This window comes from Acetomicrobium sp. S15 = DSM 107314, from assembly GCF_016125955.1.
GTDB classification, from domain to species: Bacteria; Synergistota; Synergistia; order Synergistales; family Thermosynergistaceae; genus Thermosynergistes; species Thermosynergistes pyruvativorans.
Genome location: NZ_JADEVE010000415.1, coordinates 111,109 through 133,927 on the forward strand (window position 1 = coordinate 111,109; position 22,819 = coordinate 133,927).

Genomic DNA, 22,819 nt, shown 5'->3' on the forward strand with positions numbered 1-22,819 from the left:
TGTGCTTTATCTTTGTTCTACGCCGGCACCGAGGTATATCGCCCTCACTTGGTCGCTCTTCAATAGCTCGCTTGAAGGTCCTGAAAGTACGATCTCGCCCGTTTCCAGCACGTAGGCCTTGTGGGAGGCCTTGAGCGCCATGCGAGCGTTTTGTTCAACTACCATGATCGAGGTGCCTTGGGCATTTATCATCTTTATTATATTGAAAACCTCTTTTACCAAATACGGGGCAAGGCCCAGCGATGGCTCGTCCAAGAGTAAAAGTTTGGGCCGAGCCATCAACCCCCGGCCCACTGCGAGCATCTGCTGCTCGCCGCCGCTCAAGCTCCACCCTAACTGATTTTTCCTCTCCTTCAATCTGGGAAATAGGGAAAAGACCCTTTCTATATCTTCTTCTATTTCCTTCAATACCTCCTTTTTAGGTTTGCCTGAGTTGAACCTGCTTACGGCTCCTATCCTGAGGTTGTCCAAAACGCTGAAGGCCGGAAAGATCATCCTGCCTTCCGGAACGTGAGCTATCCCCAGGCTTACGATATTTTCTGGAGGGAGGCCGTCGATCCTACGCCCCATGAAGGATATGCTCCCGGAAGCTGGCTTGAGGAGTCCGGATATGGTCTTCAAGAGCGTGCTCTTTCCTGCGCCGTTTGACCCTATGAGCGATGTGATCTCTCCTTCGTTTACCTCAAGAGAAACGCCTTTGAGCGCCTGGACGGATCCATAATATACATCTATCGAGTTAACCTGCAATAACATCCTCCGGCTCCTCCTCCCCCAGATAAGCCTCTATCACCTCTGGGTTGGTCTGGATTTCCTGCGGATTTCCTTCGGCTATCTTCCTGCCAAAATTTAAAACCGTGATCCTGTCGCACACTTCCATCACAACTCGCATGTTGTGCTCTATGAGGATAACCGTGATGCCAGTGTCGCGAATTTTCCGCGTGAGTTCGATCATCCACTCTTTCTCTGCGGGGTTCATGCCGGTAGCCGGCTCGTCCAAGAGGATGATTTGGGGTTCGAGCGCTAGCCCCCTCGCGATCTCCAACAGCCTCCGCTCGCCGTGAGGGAGGGCTCCGGCTGCAAAATCTGCCCCTCGCTTTAGCCCTACGAACTTCATTATCTCGAGGGCCTTCTTGCGGCAGCTCTCTTCTTCGAGTTTGGTCATCTTGTGTCTGAACAGGGTATGGTGTAGCTCGGATTTTGTCCTCGCGTGCATGCCTACCATTATGTTGTCCAGGATCGAAAGGCGCGGGAATAGTCTATTATTTTGAAAGGTTCTGGCTATCCCCCTTTCTGCCCTCTCATGGGGGGGAAGTTTAGATACTGATTCGCCGTTTAGAAGGATATCTCCGCCGTCGAGCGGATAAACGCCGCTTATGAGGTTTAAGAGCGTGCTCTTGCCGCTCCCGTTGGGGCCTATGAGGCCGCGAATCTCCCCCCTGTTCACCTGTAGGTCCACGCTATCGACGGCTACGAGTCCACCGAAGCGTTTCGTTATCGCCTTAGTCTCCAATATGTGCGTCAACGTCGCTTCCTCCTTTCAGCCCGTGCTGCCGTTTTTCTTGGCGGAGGAAAACAGCGCAGCCAGCCTGCGCCAGTACGGCTGCGTCAAGCCTACCAGGCCGGTGGGCATGTAAACTGCCATGACCACCACGGCGGCGCCGTAGATGATGGCGTTGTATTCCTGCATGAAGCGCAGCCATTCCGGTATGACCGTGAGCAATGTGGCCCCCACCACGGGGCCCGCGATTAAACCTGAACCGCCGATCATGAGCATGCACAACACGGTGACCGCTTCCTCGAAGGTAAATATGTCCGGGCTTATGTATCCCACCAGGTGGGCGTAAAGGGCCCCTCCCAAGCCGCCGTAGAAGGCGCTGATCGTGAAGGCCAGGACTTTATACTTGAATACGTTCACTCCCATGACCTCTGCCGCCAGGTCGTCTTCCCTTATGGCTTGCATGGCTCTTCCAACCCTCGAGTTTTTGATGACTGCCGTGAGCCAGATCAACAGAAAACATGATATTAAAGTTATGTAATAAAATTTATGCATCGTGTCGAAGCGAAGCGGACCTATCGTCGGTTTAGGTATTCCGGGTAAGCCGTCCGCTCCGCGGGTGAGGCTCGTCCAATTCTCCAAGATCAGCCTGGTTATGTGGACAAAGCCTATGGTGGTTACGGCGAGGTAGAATTTCTTGAGCTTCCTCAGGCTCGGCAAACCCAAGAGGAACCCCACGGCTGCCGTTAAAAGGGCCGCTGCCGGAACGGTGAGGAGGAAGGGGAAACCGTGCTCTACGGCCAACAAGCCGGCCGTGTAAGACCCTATGCCCCAAAATGCTGCCTGCGTGAACGACATGAGCCCTGTAAAACCGAGGATCACGTTAAGTCCGGCGGCCAGGATCATGTATATGCCGCCCAAGTTTATGACCGTCATTTGATAGTTCGACGGTATGAACTTGGGGAGGAAAAGCAGGATCACCCCCGCCACTACCAGTGTAATGGTTTTGGCATTTTTAGGCGCCATGAGCCTTACACCTTCTCCGATATGGGTTCGCCGAAGATGCCTTGTGGCCTGAAGAGGAGAAAGAGGATGAGTAGGCCGAAGGCCCATGCATCCCTATAAGCCGACGAGATGAAGTAAGCTCCGAAGGTCTCCACCAACCCCACAAATATGCCGCCGACCACAGCGCCAGGGACGCTGCCGAAACCGCCGACTACGGAAGCGGCGAAGGCTTTGGAGAGTATCTGAGCTATACCGGGCGACACGAAGAATATAGGCCCGGCGAATATGCCGGCTATCGCCGCCAATGCGGTGCTGTACATAAACGTGAATGTGATCATGCGGCTAACCTTTATCCCCATGAGGGCGGCAGTGTCTTGGTGTTGCGCCACGGCCTGCATCTTCTTGCCGAGCCACGTCTTGTTGAAGAAGTACGCCTGGAAGAACAGCAGGGCCACGGCCATCAGCGCTATGGCTATATTTTGGAGTGGTATGGAAGTCCCGAGTATCGTAATTGTGCCGCTTCCGGCGATGGGCGGCAGAAATTTGGGATATGTCCCCCATATGACATAGACGCCGTTGTTCAGGAAGACGCTCACGCCTATGGTGCTTATCACGACCGGGATGATCCCGGCATATCGCAGCGGGTAGTATGCCACCCGCTGAAAGATGGCCCCCACTCCGGCCATTATGATAACGGCGGCGATGATGGCCCCTATCATGGGAAGCTTCAACGTCTCGAGGCAGCTCGTGGCGACGTAGGCCCCGAGCATGACCAGCGAGCCCTGAGCGAAGTTTACCACCCCAGCCGCCCTGTATATGAGGACGATCCCCATGGCAGATAAGGCATAGACGAAACCCATCGCCACGCCACCCGTCGCTAACTGCAATATCGTGATCATCTCTGTGCGCACCCTTATGTCGTCAGTGGTTTTACGCCGAACCTTCGGCCAAGCTCTTCCAATTCCGAAAAGAGCGATTCGGGGAGCGGTATTCCCTCCTCGAGCCGCTTGGCCTCTTCCCTGAACTCCGGTTCGCCAGGCAGGAGGATTTCTTCGAAATTCGCCGCGGGTTTTGACGACTTGAGCCCTCCGATAAATTCGGCCATCCTGGATTTAAACTCGCCGATGGGCATGAACTTTTCGACGTTTAGAGCGCCTATAAAGTGACCCGAGCGCGTCGGCGACTCCGGATTTTCGTACATGCTCTTCACTCTTTGAGTGAAGCCTGAGCCGGTGAGGATGCCCGACAGGACCTCTATGGCGATGGCTATGGCCGAACCTTTGTGCCCTCCGAATGGAAGGATAACGCCGCCCGGCCTGGCCTTGTTCGGGTCCGTCACAGGGTGGCCGTCCTTCAATACCCAGCCCTCAGGGATGGATTCACCCTTAGCCGCGGCCATAAAGACCTTGCCCCAGGCTACAACGCTGGTGGCCATGTCGGCCACTATCGGAAATTCTCCGCTCGATGGTATGGCTATTGCGAAAGGGTTATTGCCTATGACCGGCTCCGAACCTCCCCATATGGCCATCGTAGGCGTGGTGTTGCTCATCGAGATGCCGATCATGTCATGCCTCGCAGCCTTGAGGGCCCAATAGGCCGCTGCACCGAAGTGCCCGCTGTTTCTCACCCCCACAAAACCTGCGCCGGTCTTTTTCGCTTTATCTATAGCAAGTTCAGCCGCTTCATTGGAAGGTATTTGCCCAAGGGCATTGTCCCCGTCCAGCACCGCTACGGAATCTGCATCGCACACGACCTTCACGTCGGGTTGCGCCTTGGCTCCGCCCATGACTATCTGCTTCACATACGGAGAAAGCCTGATTACTCCGTGGGAATCCACGCCTCGTAGGTTGGCCGAAACCAGCGATTCGCTCACCACCGACGCGTCTTTCGGCCTTAATCCTACCTTTACTAAAACTTCCTCGCAAAAAGATTTTAGAGCTGCTGCCTTTACGGTGACAGCCTTTGCACCTTCGGTCAACGCCTTCGCCTCCTATGGTCTATAGGAGGGCTGGCTGCGATAAGCCAGCCCTCTGCTTTGCTATAAGTTTTGATTTGGTCTGTGCGGTTATTCCAGCTCCGGCTCCACGCTCACGACCTTTATGAGTTTGTCCTTCCTGTCGACTATTTGGATGATCGGCATCTCGTGAAGCATGTTGTTCCACTTGTCGCAGGTGTAAGAACCCATGGGGGTTTTGAAATCGCGGACGCCTTTGAGTGCCTGGCGAATCGCCTCTCGCGCCTCTTTTATCGGGAGCATCATAGGCTTGCCGTCGACTACCCGGATGACATTCGCTTTCCTCAAGGCATCCGCCAGCATCAACGTGGAAGAATACGTCCAGGCTGAGTTCTCGTCCGGCAGCTCGCCATACTTGGCCTGAAATTCTTTTACATATTCTTGGACGAGCGGGTCCTCGTTAGCGACGGTGAAGCCGGCGGCGCTGTATATCCCGTTTACGCTGTCCCCTGCTATGTCGCGAATGGGCGTTGAAGAATACGATGCAGAGCCCACAAAATCTACTTCTAACCCAAGCTGGGCTTTCTGTCGCAGTATTATCGCATCATCCTCAAGCCTTGTGCCCCAGGCGAAAACGCAGGTAGCGCCGCTGTTTTTGATGGCCAGGAGCTGAGCGGTATAGTCTTTCGTGCCGGTGGTGTATTTCTGTTCTGTCAACACGTCTATGCCATACATTTCCTTCAGGGCTTTAGCTGTCTCTACGAACCCTCCGGTGCCGAAGGCATCCGAATCGTGCAGGCCCGCTATCTTTTTATGTCCGAGGTCCTCGACCATGAACTTGGCCATTATCTGAGCCACGGTCCTGTCGTCGGTCCTTACGCGGAACATCCACGGGATCTCGAGCTCCGACAGAGACCAGGCGCTCCCGCCGAATATGGCCGGGATCTCGTTTTCCTTGATGATGGGGGCCAGTGCGTGGACCATTGTGCTTCGCACGGTAGCGAAGCTCATTATCACATTATGAGAGAAAAGCAGCTTGTTGAAGGCGCTGATTGCTCCCGGGTTGGTTCCCTTCGTATCTTCGTAAATGAAGCGCAGCGGCACGCCGTTGATGCCGCCTTCGGCGTTGATCTTCTCCAGCGCCATTTCCGTCCCCTTGCGCTGCAGGTCTCCGGTTATGGCTGCGTCTCCAGACATCTCAACGGGAAAGCCGACGTCGAACGTCTTTGGCGCCGGAGCGAGTTCCTGGGCTGCCCCGGGGACCGCCGCCAGTGCAATACAAAGCAATGCAACCGCCAAACTCGATGCCACAAATCTCCTTGTCATCACCCACATACCCCCTCTTTTTCGGTCTGCAAACTCCTTTTGCTTGCAAAAAACGCACCTTGCCCTTTCGCGGTGCCGCCCTGATGTTTTATTTTATGAAACATCGCCCCCTTTCCGTGCAGCGCTCAATTTTTATTATACCTTGAGTGTCTTGAGGATCTATCGAAAAATCAATTTGCTTCGGCGAATGTAGTTGTATGCATGTCTTCACCCCTCATCATCTCTGTTTTTTCATATGAACTACGACGGAGTTTCAGCGGCGGCAAAGCGCTATTTAGCTTCGAGTGAGGTTTGGCTTTTCTCTGTAAAGTTAGCGGGCGGACGAACTCGAAAGCATTCGCAACACGGCGGACCTTTGGGGAAGGGAGCTTCGAGCCCCCAACGCCGTGCAGGTTAACGCCCCCGCAGCGGCACCGAACTTAACGGCCTCTTCGAGCACCTTTCCCTCCGCCAGGGCTACGGCGAGCCCTGCGCGAAAGGCGTCTCCCGCCCCTGTGGTATCCACAACTTCCACAGGGAAGGCTGGCACAGAGAAGGTGCGATCTCGCGTTACAGCCAGCGCGCCTTTGCTCCCGAGGCTTACCACTACGCAGCCGGCCCCTTTTTCCAAAAGCCTTAGGGCAGCCTGAGCCGGTTCGTCAGATCCGCCCAAATCTGCCGCTTCTATCTCGTTAGGGGCCGCCACGTCTACGAGGGGCCAAATCTCGTCAGGCAGAGGTGCTGCTGGGGCTGGATCGAGCACGGTAAGGCAGCCGGCCTCTTTGGCTTTTTTGAGACCCACTATCACGGTGGCGATGGGTATTTCCAGTTGAAATAACGCCACCTGCGCCTCTTTCATGGCGGTTGCGGCTCTTTCTACGTCCTCGCCACAGGCCAGTGCATTTGCGCCAGGGGAGAGTATGATGGCATTTTCTCCCTCTTTGGTGACGGCGATGAGGGCCACTCCCGTGTTTACGCCGGGACAAACCCTCACCGGCGCGCAGTCCATGCCCTCAGAGACGAGGTCTGAGAGGAGCCTCTTTCCGAAGTCGTCGTCTCCGACGCACCCTGCCATGGTCACGCGGGCACCGAGCCGCGCGCAGGCGACAGCCTGGTTTGCCCCTTTGCCGCCTCCGCCCATGGAAAAGCCCTCTCCGCTCATCGTCTCCCCAAGGCGGGGTAGTCTGGAGACACGCACGATCAAGTCCATGTTTATAGACCCCACTACGACTACCTTGACCAAGGCCTTCCCCCCTCGGCAGTTTGTGCTCTCTTATGAATGTGAAGAATTGTGGCATCATAAAGGGATTTGTGAAATAGTATGCCTTCTTTCGAGGTTCGCTTTCTCCTCAAAGAAATGACCTCTTGTAGTGTCTTTTTATAGCTTTCCGCATCTTTACCTCCCTTTTCTTCCGTTTCAAAGAGAAATCTATCTATGTAAAAGAGTAGATTCCAGAAGTCCCATCCCTTTAAAACGGCGTTGTGCGGTATATAACAAGCGCATTCGGCCAAATAGGGTGGTATATGCCATGGGGTTTTTCTAAAAGTGAAATAGGCAGATTTAAAGATGTCATATTCAAACCCCATTCCGTTATGCAGGTTTTCATTATCGATAGAATAGATATAACCATCTTTGTTTCTAACTAAGTTATATGTGCGGATATCAGGGTGGCGAATGCCCTTTGAAAGCGAAGTGGGAGCTTCTTCTTGTAGTATGGAGCACAGACTGTCTACTTCTGCTGTATTCATATCTGAAAGCAAGACAGTTTTCTTCTTTTGGAACAGGTGGATGATTTTTTGAAGATATTGCGAGCTGTCTGCGGGAAAATCGACACGGGCCCCGTGGATATGAGCTTGGTAGCGAGCCATAGTTTTTGCATATCTAAAGGGAAGTTCTTTGCGCAGAGGATGGCCTTCTATCCATTGAGTAAGGAGATACGGCCCGATTTGTTTATAAACCTTAGGGATGGGGACCTCCTTTGTCTCAAGGAGGGATGTTATTTCTGCGATGCTCTGGGCCGATTCTGGGGTCCTAACCCAGTAGAGTTTCATTTTTTCTCCCCTTTTACTGTCAACTATCAAAAGGGGTTTGGAGCTGCACCCTTGCCGTAAACGTATAATGCGTTCTGGAATGTATCCCAGTGCATCGTATAAAATTTCATAGCAAGACTCTCCGCCAGGAAGGCAATATGCCCGAGCGTCTATAATGTATCCTCGCTCAGAGTGGCGCGCAAAAATGTTATCCAAAAAACGAGCTGCTATAGCCATAAGATAAACTCCTTCCGCCTCTCTGTGCAAGCTGTAAAGCAATTTCAGCCCTTAATTGACTTGTCTCTATCTTTCTTTGTTAAGCAAATCCGGTCACTCCGCGTCGCGTTTGGAAGTCTGCCAGCGATGAAATCAGAAACTGCGTAGTTGCAGCCTTCCTTGACAGAGAGTTGCTCCATTCGTGTATGATGGTCCAATTATAACATCGGGAGGTAAATGACGAGGTCATCGTATTACCCGAGGAATGGTTTTATTATCGTCCGACGCGACGGGTCGCTCAAAGCCGCACTCGCGTATAATTAAAAACCGACGGCGTGAGCGAAAGCCGCGTCGTTCGGGTTGCGAAATTAGCAGGGATAGAGCATGGCCAAATCGCCTCGGAACAGATAACTGTGAAGGACAAAAAGGAGCGGTTCAGTTGTCGAATGTGCAGGAGAACAAAAACACAAAAAGTAAGGACCCGACCTCAGGATTACTTTCTTTGGTTGTGCCTGTATACAACGCCTCTTCATTTCTGCAAAAGACGTTGCACTCTTTGGAGGATCAAGATTATGCGCCCATAGAGCTAATTCTCGTAGATGACGGCTCTCAAGATGAGAGCTTGGATATCATGCGCGAATTTGCTAAACAAAGCAAGTGTATTGTAAAAGTGCTTTCCCAGAAAAACATGGGAGTTAGCGTAGCCAGGAATAGGGGGCTTTTAATGGCAGAGGGCGAATACGTTGCTTTTTGCGACAATGATGATCTTTTCGCTCGAGATTGTTTCTCTAAACTCGTTTCCGCGCTCGAAGAATTCAATGCCGATATGGCATTCTGTGGACATGATCTAATAGACGTCAACGACAAAACCGTTAGGAAATATGACGAAAAGTTCGTTTATCCCAAGAAAAATCCGGAAAGCGGGGAAGAGGTATTAACTCAGTATCCGTTAGGAAAAATTAGCATATGGGGAGGAGCTGTTCTTTACCGCAGAGCATATCTTCTTGAAAATGGCATATTTTATACTCAAAATTGCTATTGTGCCGAGGATAACGAGGTCTTTGTAAAAGCCCTTGGCTTGGCCCGAAGGGTTGCCTGCGTGCGGCAGAGCCTTTCTTTTTGGCGAAGACACCCTTTTTCTGCCAGTTATTCGTCCGAACTGTTTAAAACTTACAGCAACCTCCATGAGCTGGCTGCTTATTTGCGCTGCAGGGCTTTTTTAGAGAATAACGGAAAGCAAAATACAAGGGCGTATAAAATACTTTCGTCGCTGATTATACCTGCCGCCTACGCAGGCTATTTACAGAAACTCCTCCTTGCAAAAGGCGACGATTATTTTAAGAAACTGATTCGCAAAGAAAGTTTAAAGAGACAATTGAGGAAAGGTAATAACATCACTCTTTTATCGAGGAGGCCCGATCAATATTTCAAACTGCTTTTGGCGATGCATTTCCCTGCAGTCTGCTAAGTATGGGTCAAAATCACCTGTAGGAGTATAGCGTATAAAAACAAGCATACAAAACGAGCCTGCTGAAAAAACTACATTATAGCTACACTATTAACAATATAACTTGCAAAATAGATAGGAGCCATCTTGATTCTTCTTTGCTATTTAGACAAGCTAAGGACAAATGGAAGCAAATTGAGCGTCTTTTTCAGCTGTCTTAAAACATAGCAACACTGCACTATTGGTAACTAAACTCTAATCGCAAAGCTACTAAAGCACAACACAGTGATGGAGGCCTGCCTCTTTAGTGTTTAGTGCTACTTTTGCCCTTCCATTTCTTTTACAAGCCTTTGCCCCTGCTCCAGCTCCTCATATAAGTTGTAAAGCAGACGGTCCGGGTTAAGCTGCCCCCATAGCAAGTCAGGGTCCTTCCAATGCCACGGTTGTCTACCTGTATAGTAAGGCCAGCCGCCGGTCATAATAATGTCTTGGTTCCATATATGGTTGCTCTCGCCTCCCCAGAATATGTTCATCGGTATCTCGAGCTCTACGCCTACGAACGAGTAGTCTTCTCCTGCTCGAGTAGTGCCAGCACGGGTGACGTAAAAGCCGATGCCCACATCATCCCAATGCCTCATCGCCGAAAGTTTTATGCCACTGTCGGAGTCCACAAAGACGCCGGCTTCCGCCGTGAGGTCCAGATCATAGCGTGGTTCGTGATAACCGGCTTGAAGCCAGCCTGCGCCCATCCAACCTTCATTGTCATGGTCTCTGCTTCCGCAGCCGTCATGGTAGAGACAAATGAATTCATCAGCCAGATTTGCGAAACTCTCTGGGTCACGCTCATGAACTAAACCAAGCCTTATACCCATGAAGTAACGGCCGTTGTTGAAATAGGTTCGCCTCCAGTAATTACCACCGAACCATGCGGCATCAAGCCAGCCTACCTCGTATAGTTGAAAAGTATTAGTATCTATACGTTCCATGTTGCTGTATACGGCCTGCCAAATACGGACCTTTTCGTTGGTCCAGGGTTCATAAGCGAAATCTTCCTCCTTGCCGTGCCTATGAATGGGGATGCGAACATCGAAGACCCCAGCCTTTCCCTCTGTGGAATTCCATTCATATACGGCGTCTATGCTCCATCGGGCATCATAGTCTTCATAATCAGACCTTAAGATGCGAGGCTCGTAAGCAATGTAAGCTTTATATAAGTGTTCGCCCTTTTCTTCTTCCGATGGTCCCTCTTCTAAGGCCCACTGTCCACTCTCTCGTTCCTTAAGATTAGGGTCTGTCCAATAGGCGGTGGCTTCTTGAGCGTATTCCTTGCGTAGTTCGTTCAGTCGCAGCAAAGCACAGTGTTCGCCTGGGATGTTTACGCGCATGATAGCGGTACCTCGGACTTGTGCCTCTAAGATAACAGCTTCCGTATCCCAGGGGATGAGGTGTGAAACCAAATAGAGCACTCTGGCCATAGCTTCTGCTTCAGAGCTATAGCCTATGTTTTCATAGCTGATCAGAAGGTTTCTTTCCTTGGGGTTGATTCTGACCTTCACATTGCGCACGCCGATGCGCTTGGGTATAACCGAGGTAAGCTCGATTATTAGGTTTGATGGGTCCGTTTCAGACCAGGAAAGCAATGTATTGATTTGGGCACCTTTCATAGAGCGTTTCTTGCCGCCGAAGATGGGAAGATCTCGCAGGTCAAAAGGGCGAAACGCCGCTATGGACAGTTCGTCTCCCCGCTGATAGCTCACGCTTATGTCAGCCCATGAGGTTTTGATCACAGCTCCGTAGTTATAGTCCGATTTAACATCGGTAGCCTTAATAGGATGTTGTCCGCTAAAAATATCGTTTGAATAGTCCATGGAGCCATACTCACCTTTTAGTTCAAGCCAATCATAAGGTTGCCACGATACTCCTCCAAAAGCTCCACCGAGTCGATCCGAACCCCATCCAGCGGTGAATGTCCAGTCGCCTATTGCCAACGTCCCGACGATATACTCAGATCTAAAATGCTCGGTAGTGCTTAGATCCAAGATGCCTACTGCAATAGCAGGCCTCAAACCCTCTTGGGGTAAAATTTGATACTTAGCGTCGAACTCGTGGTCTTTATAACTACCGAAACGTGGGTATTTCCCCCGGTCGAGAGGAACATTAGTGACATGGGTGATTCGGAAATTGAGCTCAAATTTGGGTAGGTACCCCAGCGCAAGATAATATGTTATATAAGGATTTGCGTCGGTATACCCAAACCAACCCTTGCCGTCTTCCAAAACTTCAGCAGTAGGATATTCCCACAGTCCCGTATAGCCACCATTTGCGGGAGACCCTCCCCAAGCTGGTGCTGATAATAAATGGAACATCAAAAATAACTGGAGCAAAAGAATTTCTCTTTTTATGCACAATCCCTCCAGCCCAGCAAGAACAGTATAGCTTTCACGAGGAATGATAGATATAGATATATTATCATGGGTTGTCGTATATCGTATAGGCTAAATTTGAGGTGGACTGCAAGGTTGCAACAGAAAGTTCTAAAGAGGCCGACAACGTAGACACCACCAAGAGATTGAAATGGGTTGCCAAATATTGCTCTTGTCTGGCGAAAATTGATCCACTTCGCTTGAAGAAACAGCTTGATTTATTTATATTTTTTGTAGGGTTTATTGAGATCCGGATGAAATACGAGGTGTATGCTTGTTGATGAAGATTGCTTTTGAGTGCTCTCCCTTGGTTAAACAAAAAACCGGCGTAGGATGGTATTGCTATAATCTTTTAGAGCAGTTCCTAAACTTTGCGGAAGAAGAGTTTGTACTCTTTTCCTTCAGCTTGAAATTGCGTAAGCCCGACCTCCCCGAGGAGTGGTTTACTCGACCGATGACTCGCTATCGTTTTTACGCTCCGTTATCGCGGCTGTCGGTTATGTTTATGTCAAAGTTCTTGGGCGAGAAGGTTTCTCGATTACTGCTACCTGCCGCAGATGTTGCTCACTTTCCAAATTTTATCGGCTTCCCTATTAAAGGAGCCAAGATTGTGTTGACTGTTCATGATCTTGGCTTTGTGCGCTATCCTGAGACTATTGAAAGGCGGAATTTGTTTCTTCTTCGCTCTCTTTTTAAAAGATCCCTCGACATTGCCACTGTCGTTATTACCCACTCAATCTCCACAAAAGAGGACCTCATGTCCTTCTTCGATTACCCTCAAGAAAAAATAGTTGTAGTGCCTCTTGGTGTGGACCATAGCACCTATAGACCTATGTTTAATATGTGCGCGCTGGAGTCTTTTAAGCAAAGGCATTCTCTTGGACAGTATATTTTGTTCTTAGGGACTCTCGAGCCTCGAAAAAACCCGGCGGGCTTGCTTAAGGCTTATGTTGTCCTATGCCAAGAGATAGGCTTGGATTGTGTCCCGGATTTGGTGTTTGGGGGGGGCAGGGGATGGGTAAATGACTCATTTAATATGCTGTATTCTCAGCTTGACGAAGATATCAAAAAGAAGATTCATTTCTTAGGATATCTGTCTAAGGAAGAGCTGCCTTTTTTATACTCTGGTGCCCAGGCCTTCATCTTTCCCTCTCTGTGGGAAGGCTTTGGACTTCCTCTCCTTGAGGCAATGGCCTGTGGCGTTCCTGTGGTAACTTCTACTGCCTCATCGCTTCCTGAGGTTGCAGGTGATGCCGCTTTATTAGTAGATCCATACTCGCCGGAGCAGATAGCCGAAGCTGTCTATAGAATTTTAACTGACAAATCTTTGGCGTCGAGATTAAAGAGTGCTGGCATACGGCAAGCTGCCAAGTTTACATGGGAAAAGACAGCCTTGCAGACTTTTGAGGTTTATAAAATAGCTGCTAAGGAGCGATAAACTAGGGCACCGCATATAATATGGTGTCTACCCAGGAGTTCGAGCGATGACGCAAATAGAACCTGTAGCTTGGTTCGATGGATTTTATCAATTCTGGAATTGTTACGATATCGGAGCCATTATGGTAAACTGATATCGCCAAGCGCGGTAGAAATTTCTTTATTGTATTAGTGGCCCCCTCAAGAGCTGGGACTTCCGCTCCCTCGATATCCATCTTTATGAAGTCTATACGTGGACAACCATGTAATTGCGTAAATTCATCTATCGTCAACGCTTTTATGGCGACCGTCTCGTTTTCGACCAACGAGGCCCCCTGGCCCCTACCTATCATAGCAAAAGCCCCCACCTTATTGTAAAGTGCCTGTTGAATTAGGATAACGTTCTTTATATCATTCCTGCAAATATTTTCCATGAGGACTTCATAATTTTCATGAAACGGTTCAAAAGCGTAAACTTTTCCTTCAGGGCCAATGTGGTTTGAAAACCATAACGTTGTATCACCTTGAAATGCACCTCCATCGATGATCAAATCCCCTTTCCTTGGCTCGCATATATCCTTCAGTCTATAAGCCTCTTCTGACCATGAGCTTAATAATGCAATGGGGTCAGCACAACGAATCACATATGAGCCAACTTTGTATAAGTCCTTTTCTACCTTAGCAGCCTCTATATCTTTTAAATACCTCTCCCAGAGGGAGAAATCTATCGGAGGAGGATAAAGCATGCTTGCTCTATTGCCTATACAAACATAAGCCACCCTATATTTTATGAACCACTTGAAAGTATCTTTGGACTCGTCGTCTTGTAAAAGGTTGTAAATTGTTTCGAATCGCTCAGGTGATCTAATGAGTTCTTTGAGCAATTGAGATGACGAAGCCAAAGCGTATGGATCTCGGCTAAAGTATCGTTGCAAATCGTAGAATCCTTTAGAAGACATGATATGAAGTCCCATCTTTTCGAGCGCTTGGTTTATGTGTTTTCTCAGCTTCCAGTAGCACCAGGCTTTTCGGGTATGTGGCATGTTTATGGCATTTTCATTTTTTTCCTTAACAAGCAGCGACTCGATTTCTTCAAAGGTTTTCAGTAATGTTTCTATCACAGTCCCTTTTTCTGTTGGCATAGAACTGATCTCTCCTCTGTCAGAAAAGCAAAGCTTCTGGAAGTTATTATTACATAACATAGCAGGTTTTGGGGCCATGGTTAGGGCAGTTCTATCCACTCAATGGTGTTCTGTTAAAATACAGTTAGTTATGGCATTTTTAGGGGGAAGAAATTTGTTTAAGGCCTTTTTGATGCTTTCTTCTGGTAGTGTGGTGGGTAAGGTAATTGGTTTTTTAAGAGAGGTGCTCATGGCAGCTTTGTTTGGCACCAGCGTTTGTGTAGGAGCTTATCGTGTAGCGCAGACTGCGATGCTTATGCCGGTGGAGTTATTCCTGACAAATAGCATAGAGGCAGGTTTTGTTCCCCTTTATGCTAGGTATATAAAAGATGACTCAAAAAAAGCAGAGCTATTTTTAAGTAGCATTGTGATGCTTTTTTTATTACTTGCAGCAGTCGTCTTTCTGTTTCTTTATTTGGGATCTTCTTGGTGGGTTAAAATCTTGGCTCCAGGTATGGATACTGCAAGTAAAGCTTTAACTGCTTCTATGCTTCGTATTATGACCTTGGCTGTCCCTTTGTATATATTGGGAATGCTTCTTTCGTATTTAGAAATGATACATGGGAAATACATAGCTGCCTCTTTTCGTTCTACTCTGCAAAGCATTGGTTTGATTTCAGGTGCGTTGCTTGCCTTTTATTTTAAGGGCCCGCTATTTTTAGCTTGGGGATTTACGGGGGCTTATGGCATTTATTTACTATGGGTTCTAAGTCGTCTGCGTGGTATTAGAATACTACATCGCCCAACAGGTTTATCGTGGGACTTGACCAAAGAAACTTTATGGACCTTTTGGCGATGCGTGCGGCCTGTGCTATTTGTACCTATATTGATCCAGGGAAGTATAGCTGTCGAAAGAATTGTGGCATCCCTGCTTGGAATTAGAGCAATCGCAGCTCTCGATTATGCCAAATTTATCACAGAAACTGGCGTAATTATTGTCGCCGCACCTTTGGGCATGGTTGGATTGTCTACCTTGAGTGGATTAGATCCGGATTTAATGCGCCAAAAAGTAGGGCAAATAGCCAATATTGTTTTAATCTTGACAATACCAATTTCAACCTTCATCTTATATTATCATACTAGCATCATTAATGTGATATATGCAAGAGGTGCTTTTGATCAGGAGTCTGTGGCCATTACTGCTAAAATACTATTCGGTTTTTCGATAGGTCTATGGGCACAGTTATTATCGTACTATTTTATAAGAATATTGAATGCCCAACTACGCAATGCAGAAGTATTATTGTATATTAGTATATCAATGCTTTTAGATATCTTAATTAAGTTTTTGTTGTATAAAAACTTAGGGCCGATAGTATTAGGACTAAGTTTTAGTATAAATTCTATAGTGTTATTTTTACTTACAACTAATGCTTTAAAACTGGGTAAAATATTGCGTCTTAGCTTATTATGGATGGCTATAGGGACTATTTTTTATGTTATAGTGTGTTTCATTGTATCGCATTATATTAGTATTATATCCCATTCATTTTATTTAATTTTGGCATCTGGAGTATTTTGTTTGTTTTGGCTTCTTTATATGTTTTTAATTCCACATTTACGGATAAATATTTATCCATTAGTTGGTAAATTGCATGATTTGATTAAAGTTGGTTTAAATAATCATTAAAAAATTTTTGACTAACCTTATTAAAAATACGAAGTATGATTTTTATGTGACTGGTAGCAGCTAAAATTGGCACTACTAATGTTTTTATCAACTTATAGATTGAATATTGATTATGATTCCGATCATTCTTAAGATTTTATCACTATGTTTTTAAGCATGATCAATTTAATAGAGGTTTCATTATATATTGTGATAGTTTCTTGATTATAGTTAAATTTGTTAAGATTTACATCTTAGAATATGCACAACTTCATGTTTTATAGTTTTTAACTCTAATAGTAGCTCATAATATGGCTATGTTTGACATAAATTTCTCCATGACGTAGGCTTTTCAGTTTTAATCATAATTATATTGTATTATTACTACAATAAAAACAAACAATTACGAAAACAAATTAAAGAAGCGTGATTTCTTTGAACAAAGTAGTTATCAATACTCGCGTTCTTTCTTCAGGGTTAACCGGGGTGCAAAGGTATACGCTGGAGCTTTTAGCGAGGCTCCCAGATAAGCTTCAACCCGTTGCCCCGAAAACGTCTTTGCATGGAGTTCTGGGTCATGCCTGGGAGCAGTTCGTTTTGCCTGCAAGGTTAAAAGGAAGGTTGCTTTTTAGTCCTTCTAATACCGGTCCGCTTTTGGTGGAAAAACAAGTCGTTACGATTCATGATATTACACCGTTAGACCATCCTGAGTGGTTGAATCCGAAATTTGCTAAATGGTATCAATTTTTAACCCCTCGTTTGGCATGTCGAGTGCGAAGGGTTATTGTTGATTCTGAGTTTACAAAAGATAGAATTTGTGAAGCTACATCTGTAGAATCAGATAAGGTCATTGTCATTCCTCTCGGGATTGATTTGCGTTTTAGCCCAAAACTAGAGGAGGATGTTAATCGAGCTAAAAAAACTCTCGGCATTCCGAATATGGAATATGTGCTTACCGTGGCAACTATCGAGCCGCGAAAGAACCTGCAGAGGTTGCTTGAGGCATGGCATGATGCTTGCCAGAAGTTACCTAAAAACGTTTGGTTAGTGGTAGCAGGAGCGAAAGGGCAAAGATCGATTTTCCGGGACGCATCGTTTAATGGTCTGCCTCCCAATGTTTACATGGCTGGGCATATCCCTGATGAACATTTACCGGCTTTATATTCTGGAGCGCTGTTCTTTGTGTATGTATCTCTATATGAAGGCTTTGGCCTTCCTCCCCTTGAAGCGATGGCCTGCGGCACGCCGGTTTTAACATCCAATGTAACTTCCATTCCTGAGGTGGTGGGGGATGCTGCGCTCACGGTGAACCCTTACGATGTCGAGGCCATCGCCCACGGCATAAAGCGCCTGGTAGAAGATGGCGAGTTGCGGGCAAAACTATCGCGAAGGGGCATTGCTCGTGCTAAGATGTTTACCTGGGACAAAACGGCTGAACTTACATGGAGGGTGCTCGAAGAGGTGGCCAATTAATGCAAAAGGAGGATGAAGAAAATGGCTAAAGTTGCGTTGATTACGGGCATAACAGGGCAGGATGGGGCATATCTGGCCAAGCTGTTGTTAGATAAGGGCTATAAAGTCTTCGGCGCTCACCGGCGCACTGCGTCTCTCAATTTATGGAGGATGAAGGAGTTGGGCATAGCTGACGAGGTCGGCCTTGTGCCTGTGGATCTCTTGGAGTACAGCAATATCCAACGCACACTGGATAAGGTGCAACCCGATGAGGTATATAACCTTGCCGCCCAGAGTTTTGTAGCCCTTTCTTTCGAGCAGCCTATTTATACCGGAGATGTAGATGGCCTCGGAGTAGTCCGCTTATTAGATGCCATACGAATGGTCAACCCTGAGATGCGTTTTTATCAGGCATCAACATCGGAGATGTTCGGTAAGGTTCAAGCGGTTCCTCAGAGTGAAAATACCCCCTTTTATCCGAGGAGCCCTTATGGAGCAGCTAAGCTTTATGCCCATTGGATTACGATCAATTATCGTGAGGCTTACGATATGCACAATTCCTGTGGGATATTATTTAACCACGAGTCGCCTTTAAGGGGGCTTGAATTTGTGACGCGCAAGATTACTGCCGGTCTGGCCCAGATCAAGCATGGACGAAAAGGCCCATTAGAACTTGGCAACCTTGATGCAAAGCGCGATTGGGGTTTTGCCGGCGATTACGTTGAGGGAATGTGGATGATGCTCCAGCAGTCCCACGGTGATGATTATATATTGGCCACTGGGGAAGCCCATTCGGTTAGGGAGTTCGTCGAAGTGGCAGCGGGCGCCGCAGGGCTTGATATTGCGTGGAAAGGAGAAGGAGAAAAGGCCCAAGGGATTGATAGCAAGACCGGACAGGTGATCGTGAAGGTCAATCCGGGGTTCTACAGGCCCTCTGAGGTGGAATTTCTGTTGGGTGATGCGACGAAAGCGCGCAGTGAACTGGGTTGGATACCCAAAGTGACTTTCTCCCAATTGGTGGAGATGATGATGGAAGCTGATCTTCGTCGTGCTGCTTCCGGCAAATTGTTGTTTTAGCCATGCGGGTTGCTATTGTCCACGATTGGCTTGTTACATACGCTGGGGCGGAGCGGGTATTAGAGCAGATCATAGCGTGTTTTCCAGAGGCAGATCTGTTTGCCGTTGTGGATTTCATCCCAGATGGTGAGCGAAGGTTTTTAAAAAATAAGCCGGTTGGGACTTCTTTCATACAAAAGCTTCCCTTCGCGAAGAAGAAATACAGGATCTATCTACCCTTTATGCCCTTAGCGGTTGAGCAGTTTGACCTCTCTAACTATGATCTCGTCATTTCGAGCTCTCACGCCGTTGCAAAAGGAGTTGTTACCGGCCCTGACCAGCTTCATATAAGCTACGTTTACTCGCCGATGCGGTATGCCTGGGACTTGCAGCATCAATATTTGAGAGAAACAGGTATGGATCGCGGAATCAAGGGATGGCTCGTAAGGCGTGAGCTGCACAAGCTCCGCATGTGGGATTTAAGAACTGCTAACGGTGTTGACCATTTTATCGCCGACTCCCGCTTTGTAGCCAGGAGAATTTGGAAGATCTACAGAAGAGAGGCAGTTGTTATATACCCCCCAGTGGATGTAAATTTGTTTACGTTAGCTGAGCAGAAAGAGGACTTTTACCTCACCGCTTCGCGCATGGTGCCATACAAGCGCATCGACCTCATCGTCGAGGCGTTTTCGCACATGCCCTGTAAGCGCCTCGTCGTAATAGGCACGGGGCCTGAGTGGGATAAGGTAAAGGCTAAGTCGGGGGCAAACGTGGAGCTTTTGGGTTACCAGTCATCTGAGGTGCTCCGGAGCTATATGCAGCGGGCCAAAGCCTTCATCTTTGCCGCGGAGGAGGACTTCGGTATCGTCCCAGTGGAAGCTCAAGCATGCGGCACGCCCGTCGTAGCCTATGGCAAGGGCGGGGCACTTGAGACGGTCGTAGATGGGATAACGGGGCTTTTCTTCAAAGAGCAGACGGTTAGAAGCCTCATTGAGGCCATAGAGAGATTCGAAGGGACAGTAGATAATTTTGACCCCGTGAGGATAAGGGAAAACGCCGAGCACTTCGCAGTCGAGCGCTTCAGAAGCGAGTTTTCGGGGTTTGTGAATAAGGCGTGGAGCGAATTTATCGCTCGTTCCTCTTAAAATCATCCTCTATCCTTACGATGTCGTCTTCGCCCACATATTCGCCGTTTTGCACCTCTATGATTTCAAGTGGAAGTTTGCCGGGGTTCGACAGGCGATGCAGCGTGCTTTTGGATACGAAGATACTTTCGCCTTCGTGGACGAACCTCTCCTCGTCGCCCACTTTAGCGAGGGCAGTGCCTCGAACGACCACCCAGTGCTCGCTCCTGTGATGGTGATACTGAAGGCTCAAGCGCGCGCCAGGTTCTATCACGATGCGCTTTATCTTGAAGCGCTCCCCCTGATATAGTATTTGATACATTCCCCAAGGGCGGACGTTGATAGAAGCCTCCGTGGCCTCGCGCCTTTTTTCTTCCTTTAGTTTAGACACAATTTTACGCACCTCTTGAGAGCTTCCCCTTTTTGCCACAAGCAGCGCATCCGGGGTGTCGGCTATGATGAGGTCGCTTATGTTTAATCCCACGATCAACCTGTTGTTACCAAAGACCAAATTGCCTTCACTTGAAGCGAGTTCCACATCGCCCCTCGTCACGTTTTTGTCTTCATCTTTGTCCAAAGTCTCATAAAGGGCATCCCAAGAACCTATGTCAGACCACCCAGCTTCAAGTGGAACAGCTACTACATCTTTTGCCTTTTCCATCACGGCGTAGTCTATGGATATAGAAGGGAGCTTTTCAAAGCACGAGCACAATTTTTCGTAACCTTCGCTTGCGAGTCTTCCCACTTCCGGCATGTATTCCTTTAAGGCCTCAAGCATTTTCTTTATCTTAAAAAGGAAAAACCCGCCGTTCCAAAGATACCTTCCGCTTTCAAGGTAAGCTCTAGCAGTATGCTCGTCTGGCTTTTCGACAAAGCGAAGAGCCTTAAAATAACCATTGCCTTTTAGCGTTTCAGGTTCTACCTCGATGTAGCCAAAGCCCGTATCTGGCCTCGTGGGAGGAATGCCAAAGGTCACTAAATACCCTTCTTTTGAAGCTTCGTAGCCTCGCTTTAATGCCTCCGCAAAAGCGTCTTCGTCTTTTATCACGTGGTCGCTTGGGCTTACAAAGACCGAATCTTCTGGACTTGCTCCATGCTCTAATATATACGTTAGCCCCAAGGCTATGGCTGCGCAGGTATTGCGGGCGGTCGGTTCTGTTATTACAGGGTCATGAGGAAATTCCAACAGTTTACGCATCTGGTGTCGAAGCAATGCCCCCCATTGAGACGAAGCCGCGATATAGAGATGCGACGGTGAAACGAGCAAACTAAGGCGCCTTACAGTCTGCTGAAAGAGGCTCTCTTTTCCTGCGAGGGCGAGGAACTGCTTTGGTAGCTCCTCCCTCGACCAGGGCCAAAGGCGGGTGCCACTACCTCCAGCGAGGATTAAGGCGTAAAGGTTATTCATAATAGATCGCCTCCAACGTTAATAGGCACCTTTGCCGAACAGGGCAACGGGGACGGTGCGCGCAAGGATATATATATCGAGCCACACAGACCAGTTGCGCACATAATAGGAATCCAGCGCTACGCGCTCTTCGTATGAGAGATCATTACGCCCCGAGACTTGCCACAGGCCGGTTATGCCTGGCTTTACCTTCGTGTAGAGGGCGTAAGATTTCCCGTATTTTTCTATTTCGCTCTGGACAATAGGCCTGGGGCCTACCGTACTCATCTCGCCCTTTAAGACGTTCCAAATTTGTGGTAGCTCATCCAGGCTCGTCTTGCGCAATATCTTGCCAACTCGGGTTATGCGTGGGTCGTTGCGCAACTTTTGATCTTTTTCCCATTCCACTTTGAGCTCAGGGTGCTTTGTTAAATATTCGTTGAGTATCTTATCGGCGCTTACTACCATAGTCCGAAACTTCCAGGCTTTAAACGGCTGACCGTCGCGGCCGTATCGCAATTGACCATAAAAAACAGGGCCTGGAGAATCGAGCTTTATGGCTATGGCTATTAGTGGTATCAAAATTAGCGCAAATATCAAAACGAAGACGGCCAGCACGAAGTCGAGAACGCTCTTTACCACCCTCGGTCCCGTGCGCAGGAGTTGCTGGCGTACCTCAAGGCAGAGTATGCCATTTAGGTCTTTAGGGTAAACCCACAGGCTTGCAAAACCGAAGAGATCAGGAATTAAGAGCAGGTGAGGGAAAAAAGATGCATGATGTTCTATTAAATAGAGCAATCTTTCCCTCGGCACGCCGGGCATGGCGAGGATTGCATATCGGAGCTTTAGCTTCTTTGCTAAGTGGGGGGCGACTTCCACCCCACCAATGACGGGAACGCCTTCGATATCGCCACGCTTTTGAGGGTCGTCATCCAGCACCGCCACTGGGTTTAGACCGAGTCCCGGCGTTTTTGACAGCGTTTTAACCACCATGTACCCGGTTTTTCCAGCGCCTAAGACGACCACTGGAACTCCCCACCATTTTTTGCGGGCGCAGATGTGGCGTGTCACTGCTCTGCCCAAGGGAACTAAAATGATGGCGAAACCCCATGAGAGCATGAATATTATGCGGGAGTATACGAATCCTAAACGAGAGAGAAAGATCCACGCCGCCAACATAGTGAAGACTATGGTCGTAGCGATCGTAGTCCGCCGTATCTCCTCGACCGAAGGTACGCCCACGGCGGGGTAGAGGCCCGTCGCTGCGTATGCCAGCAGAAACAGGAAGACGAAGGGCCAGAGCTCTATGTATAGCTCGGGCAGCAGCACTCCTCCTGCCAGGTCTCTCAAAAAATACGCCAATACCCATGAGAGGAAGACAGCCGCAGTATCGCTTCCAAGATAAAGGCCGGACATAATCCACGGCCGAACTTGCGCCGACGAGGCTATATCTGTCAGGTTTTTCTTGCTGTTTGTGGCTATTATTGAGTCGATTGCCCTCTCAAAATTGATCTTGTCCACGAGGTTCACCTCGGTCAAGTCTCATTTTTCACTGGTACGACGACTCCTCAGGCTAAAGCCAGACATTTTCGCATCGATCTTGCAAAACCAGCTCTTCTTTAGGTGATGTAAAACGACAATCACAATGCTATTATACCAGCGACTGCTGACAAATGGCGGTCTTGTGCCGCTGACTCTTTGTATGGCAGTAGAGCTGT

General features: G+C 48.4%; 18 protein-coding genes. 6 read left to right on the top strand and 12 right to left on the bottom strand.

Annotated features, from left to right (window positions below; genetic code table 11):
* Window positions 1-6 precede the first annotated feature (6 nt).
* From EZM41_RS12555 to EZM41_RS12590, 8 genes are all read right to left on the bottom strand, one after another.
* Window positions 7-753, bottom strand: coding sequence for an ABC transporter ATP-binding protein (locus EZM41_RS12555; protein ID WP_198471479.1), 747 nt, complete (start codon window positions 751-753; stop codon window positions 7-9).
* The gene (locus EZM41_RS12560) at window positions 737-1,522 is read right to left on the bottom strand and encodes an ABC transporter ATP-binding protein (protein WP_198471481.1); all 786 of its coding nucleotides are present in this window, start codon (window positions 1,520-1,522) and stop codon (window positions 737-739) included. Before EZM41_RS12560 ends, EZM41_RS12555 begins: the two co-directional genes overlap by 17 nt.
* A 15-nt stretch (window positions 1,523-1,537) precedes the next feature.
* Complete coding sequence (locus EZM41_RS12565) at window positions 1,538-2,521, bottom strand: branched-chain amino acid ABC transporter permease (protein WP_198471483.1); 984 nt, start codon at window positions 2,519-2,521, stop codon at window positions 1,538-1,540.
* Window positions 2,522-2,526: 5 nt separating this feature from the next.
* A complete protein-coding gene (locus EZM41_RS12570; protein WP_198471485.1) occupies window positions 2,527-3,399 on the bottom strand; it encodes a branched-chain amino acid ABC transporter permease in 873 nt (290 codons plus the stop codon).
* A gap of 14 nt (window positions 3,400-3,413) precedes the next feature.
* Window positions 3,414-4,478 carry an Ldh family oxidoreductase gene (locus EZM41_RS12575; RefSeq protein WP_198471487.1) on the bottom strand — a complete coding sequence of 355 codons (1,065 nt, stop codon included), beginning with the start codon at window positions 4,476-4,478 and terminating at the stop codon, window positions 3,414-3,416.
* An 87-nt stretch (window positions 4,479-4,565) separates the two neighbouring features.
* Window positions 4,566-5,780 carry an ABC transporter substrate-binding protein gene (locus EZM41_RS12580; RefSeq protein WP_198471489.1) on the bottom strand — a complete coding sequence of 405 codons (1,215 nt, stop codon included), beginning with the start codon at window positions 5,778-5,780 and terminating at the stop codon, window positions 4,566-4,568.
* 310 nt (window positions 5,781-6,090) lie between these two features.
* Window positions 6,091-7,002, bottom strand: a complete 912-nt coding sequence (gene rbsK / locus EZM41_RS12585; RefSeq protein ID WP_198471491.1) for a ribokinase — start codon at window positions 7,000-7,002, stop codon at window positions 6,091-6,093.
* The gene (locus tag EZM41_RS12590) at window positions 6,990-7,811 is read right to left on the bottom strand and encodes a phosphotransferase (protein ID WP_198471493.1); all 822 of its coding nucleotides are present in this window, start codon (window positions 7,809-7,811) and stop codon (window positions 6,990-6,992) included. Before EZM41_RS12590 ends, rbsK begins: the two co-directional genes overlap by 13 nt.
* 643 nt (window positions 7,812-8,454) lie before the next feature.
* Here EZM41_RS12590 and EZM41_RS12595 point away from each other — a divergent pair.
* Window positions 8,455-9,474: a glycosyltransferase family 2 protein gene (locus tag EZM41_RS12595; protein WP_342449336.1), complete on the top strand. Its 1,020-nt coding sequence runs from the start codon at window positions 8,455-8,457 to the stop codon at window positions 9,472-9,474.
* A gap of 296 nt (window positions 9,475-9,770) precedes the next feature.
* Here the strand turns inward: EZM41_RS12595 and EZM41_RS12600 are convergent, their stop codons facing one another.
* Window positions 9,771-11,861, bottom strand: a complete 2,091-nt coding sequence (locus EZM41_RS12600) for a YjbH domain-containing protein (RefSeq protein ID WP_198471497.1) — start codon at window positions 11,859-11,861, stop codon at window positions 9,771-9,773.
* A 295-nt stretch (window positions 11,862-12,156) separates the two neighbouring features.
* Between EZM41_RS12600 and EZM41_RS12605 the strand changes: the two genes are divergently transcribed.
* Window positions 12,157-13,314 carry a glycosyltransferase family 4 protein gene (locus EZM41_RS12605; RefSeq protein ID WP_232619398.1) on the top strand — a complete coding sequence of 386 codons (1,158 nt, stop codon included), beginning with the start codon at window positions 12,157-12,159 and terminating at the stop codon, window positions 13,312-13,314.
* A 1-nt stretch (window position 13,315) separates the two neighbouring features.
* On the opposite strand, the gene EZM41_RS12610 is transcribed toward EZM41_RS12605, so the two are convergent.
* Window positions 13,316-14,434 (bottom strand): FkbM family methyltransferase, encoded by a 1,119-nt coding sequence (locus tag EZM41_RS12610; RefSeq protein ID WP_198471501.1) that lies wholly within the window; start codon window positions 14,432-14,434, stop codon window positions 13,316-13,318.
* A 154-nt stretch (window positions 14,435-14,588) separates the two neighbouring features.
* On the opposite strand from EZM41_RS12610, the gene murJ reads away from it, so the two are divergent.
* From murJ to EZM41_RS12630, 4 genes are all read left to right on the top strand, one after another.
* Window positions 14,589-16,103, top strand: a complete 1,515-nt coding sequence (murJ, locus tag EZM41_RS12615; protein WP_198471503.1) for a murein biosynthesis integral membrane protein MurJ — start codon at window positions 14,589-14,591, stop codon at window positions 16,101-16,103.
* 414 nt (window positions 16,104-16,517) lie between these two features.
* Window positions 16,518-17,555 carry a glycosyltransferase family 4 protein gene (locus tag EZM41_RS12620; RefSeq protein ID WP_198471505.1) on the top strand — a complete coding sequence of 346 codons (1,038 nt, stop codon included), beginning with the start codon at window positions 16,518-16,520 and terminating at the stop codon, window positions 17,553-17,555.
* Between the two features lie 21 nt (window positions 17,556-17,576).
* The gene (gene gmd / locus EZM41_RS12625; protein ID WP_198471506.1) at window positions 17,577-18,611 is read left to right on the top strand and encodes a GDP-mannose 4,6-dehydratase; all 1,035 of its coding nucleotides are present in this window, start codon (window positions 17,577-17,579) and stop codon (window positions 18,609-18,611) included.
* Window positions 18,612-18,613: 2 nt separating this feature from the next.
* Window positions 18,614-19,735, top strand: coding sequence for a glycosyltransferase family 4 protein (locus tag EZM41_RS12630; RefSeq protein ID WP_198471507.1), 1,122 nt, complete (start codon window positions 18,614-18,616; stop codon window positions 19,733-19,735).
* Here the strand turns inward: EZM41_RS12630 and EZM41_RS12635 are convergent.
* Complete coding sequence (locus EZM41_RS12635) at window positions 19,716-21,122, bottom strand: mannose-1-phosphate guanylyltransferase/mannose-6-phosphate isomerase (protein ID WP_198471508.1); 1,407 nt, start codon at window positions 21,120-21,122, stop codon at window positions 19,716-19,718. The genes EZM41_RS12630 and EZM41_RS12635 overlap by 20 nt on opposite strands.
* An 18-nt stretch (window positions 21,123-21,140) precedes the next feature.
* Window positions 21,141-22,622, bottom strand: a complete 1,482-nt coding sequence (gene wbaP / locus EZM41_RS12640; RefSeq protein WP_342449329.1) for an undecaprenyl-phosphate galactose phosphotransferase WbaP — start codon at window positions 22,620-22,622, stop codon at window positions 21,141-21,143.
* Window positions 22,623-22,819: the final 197 nt, after the last annotated feature.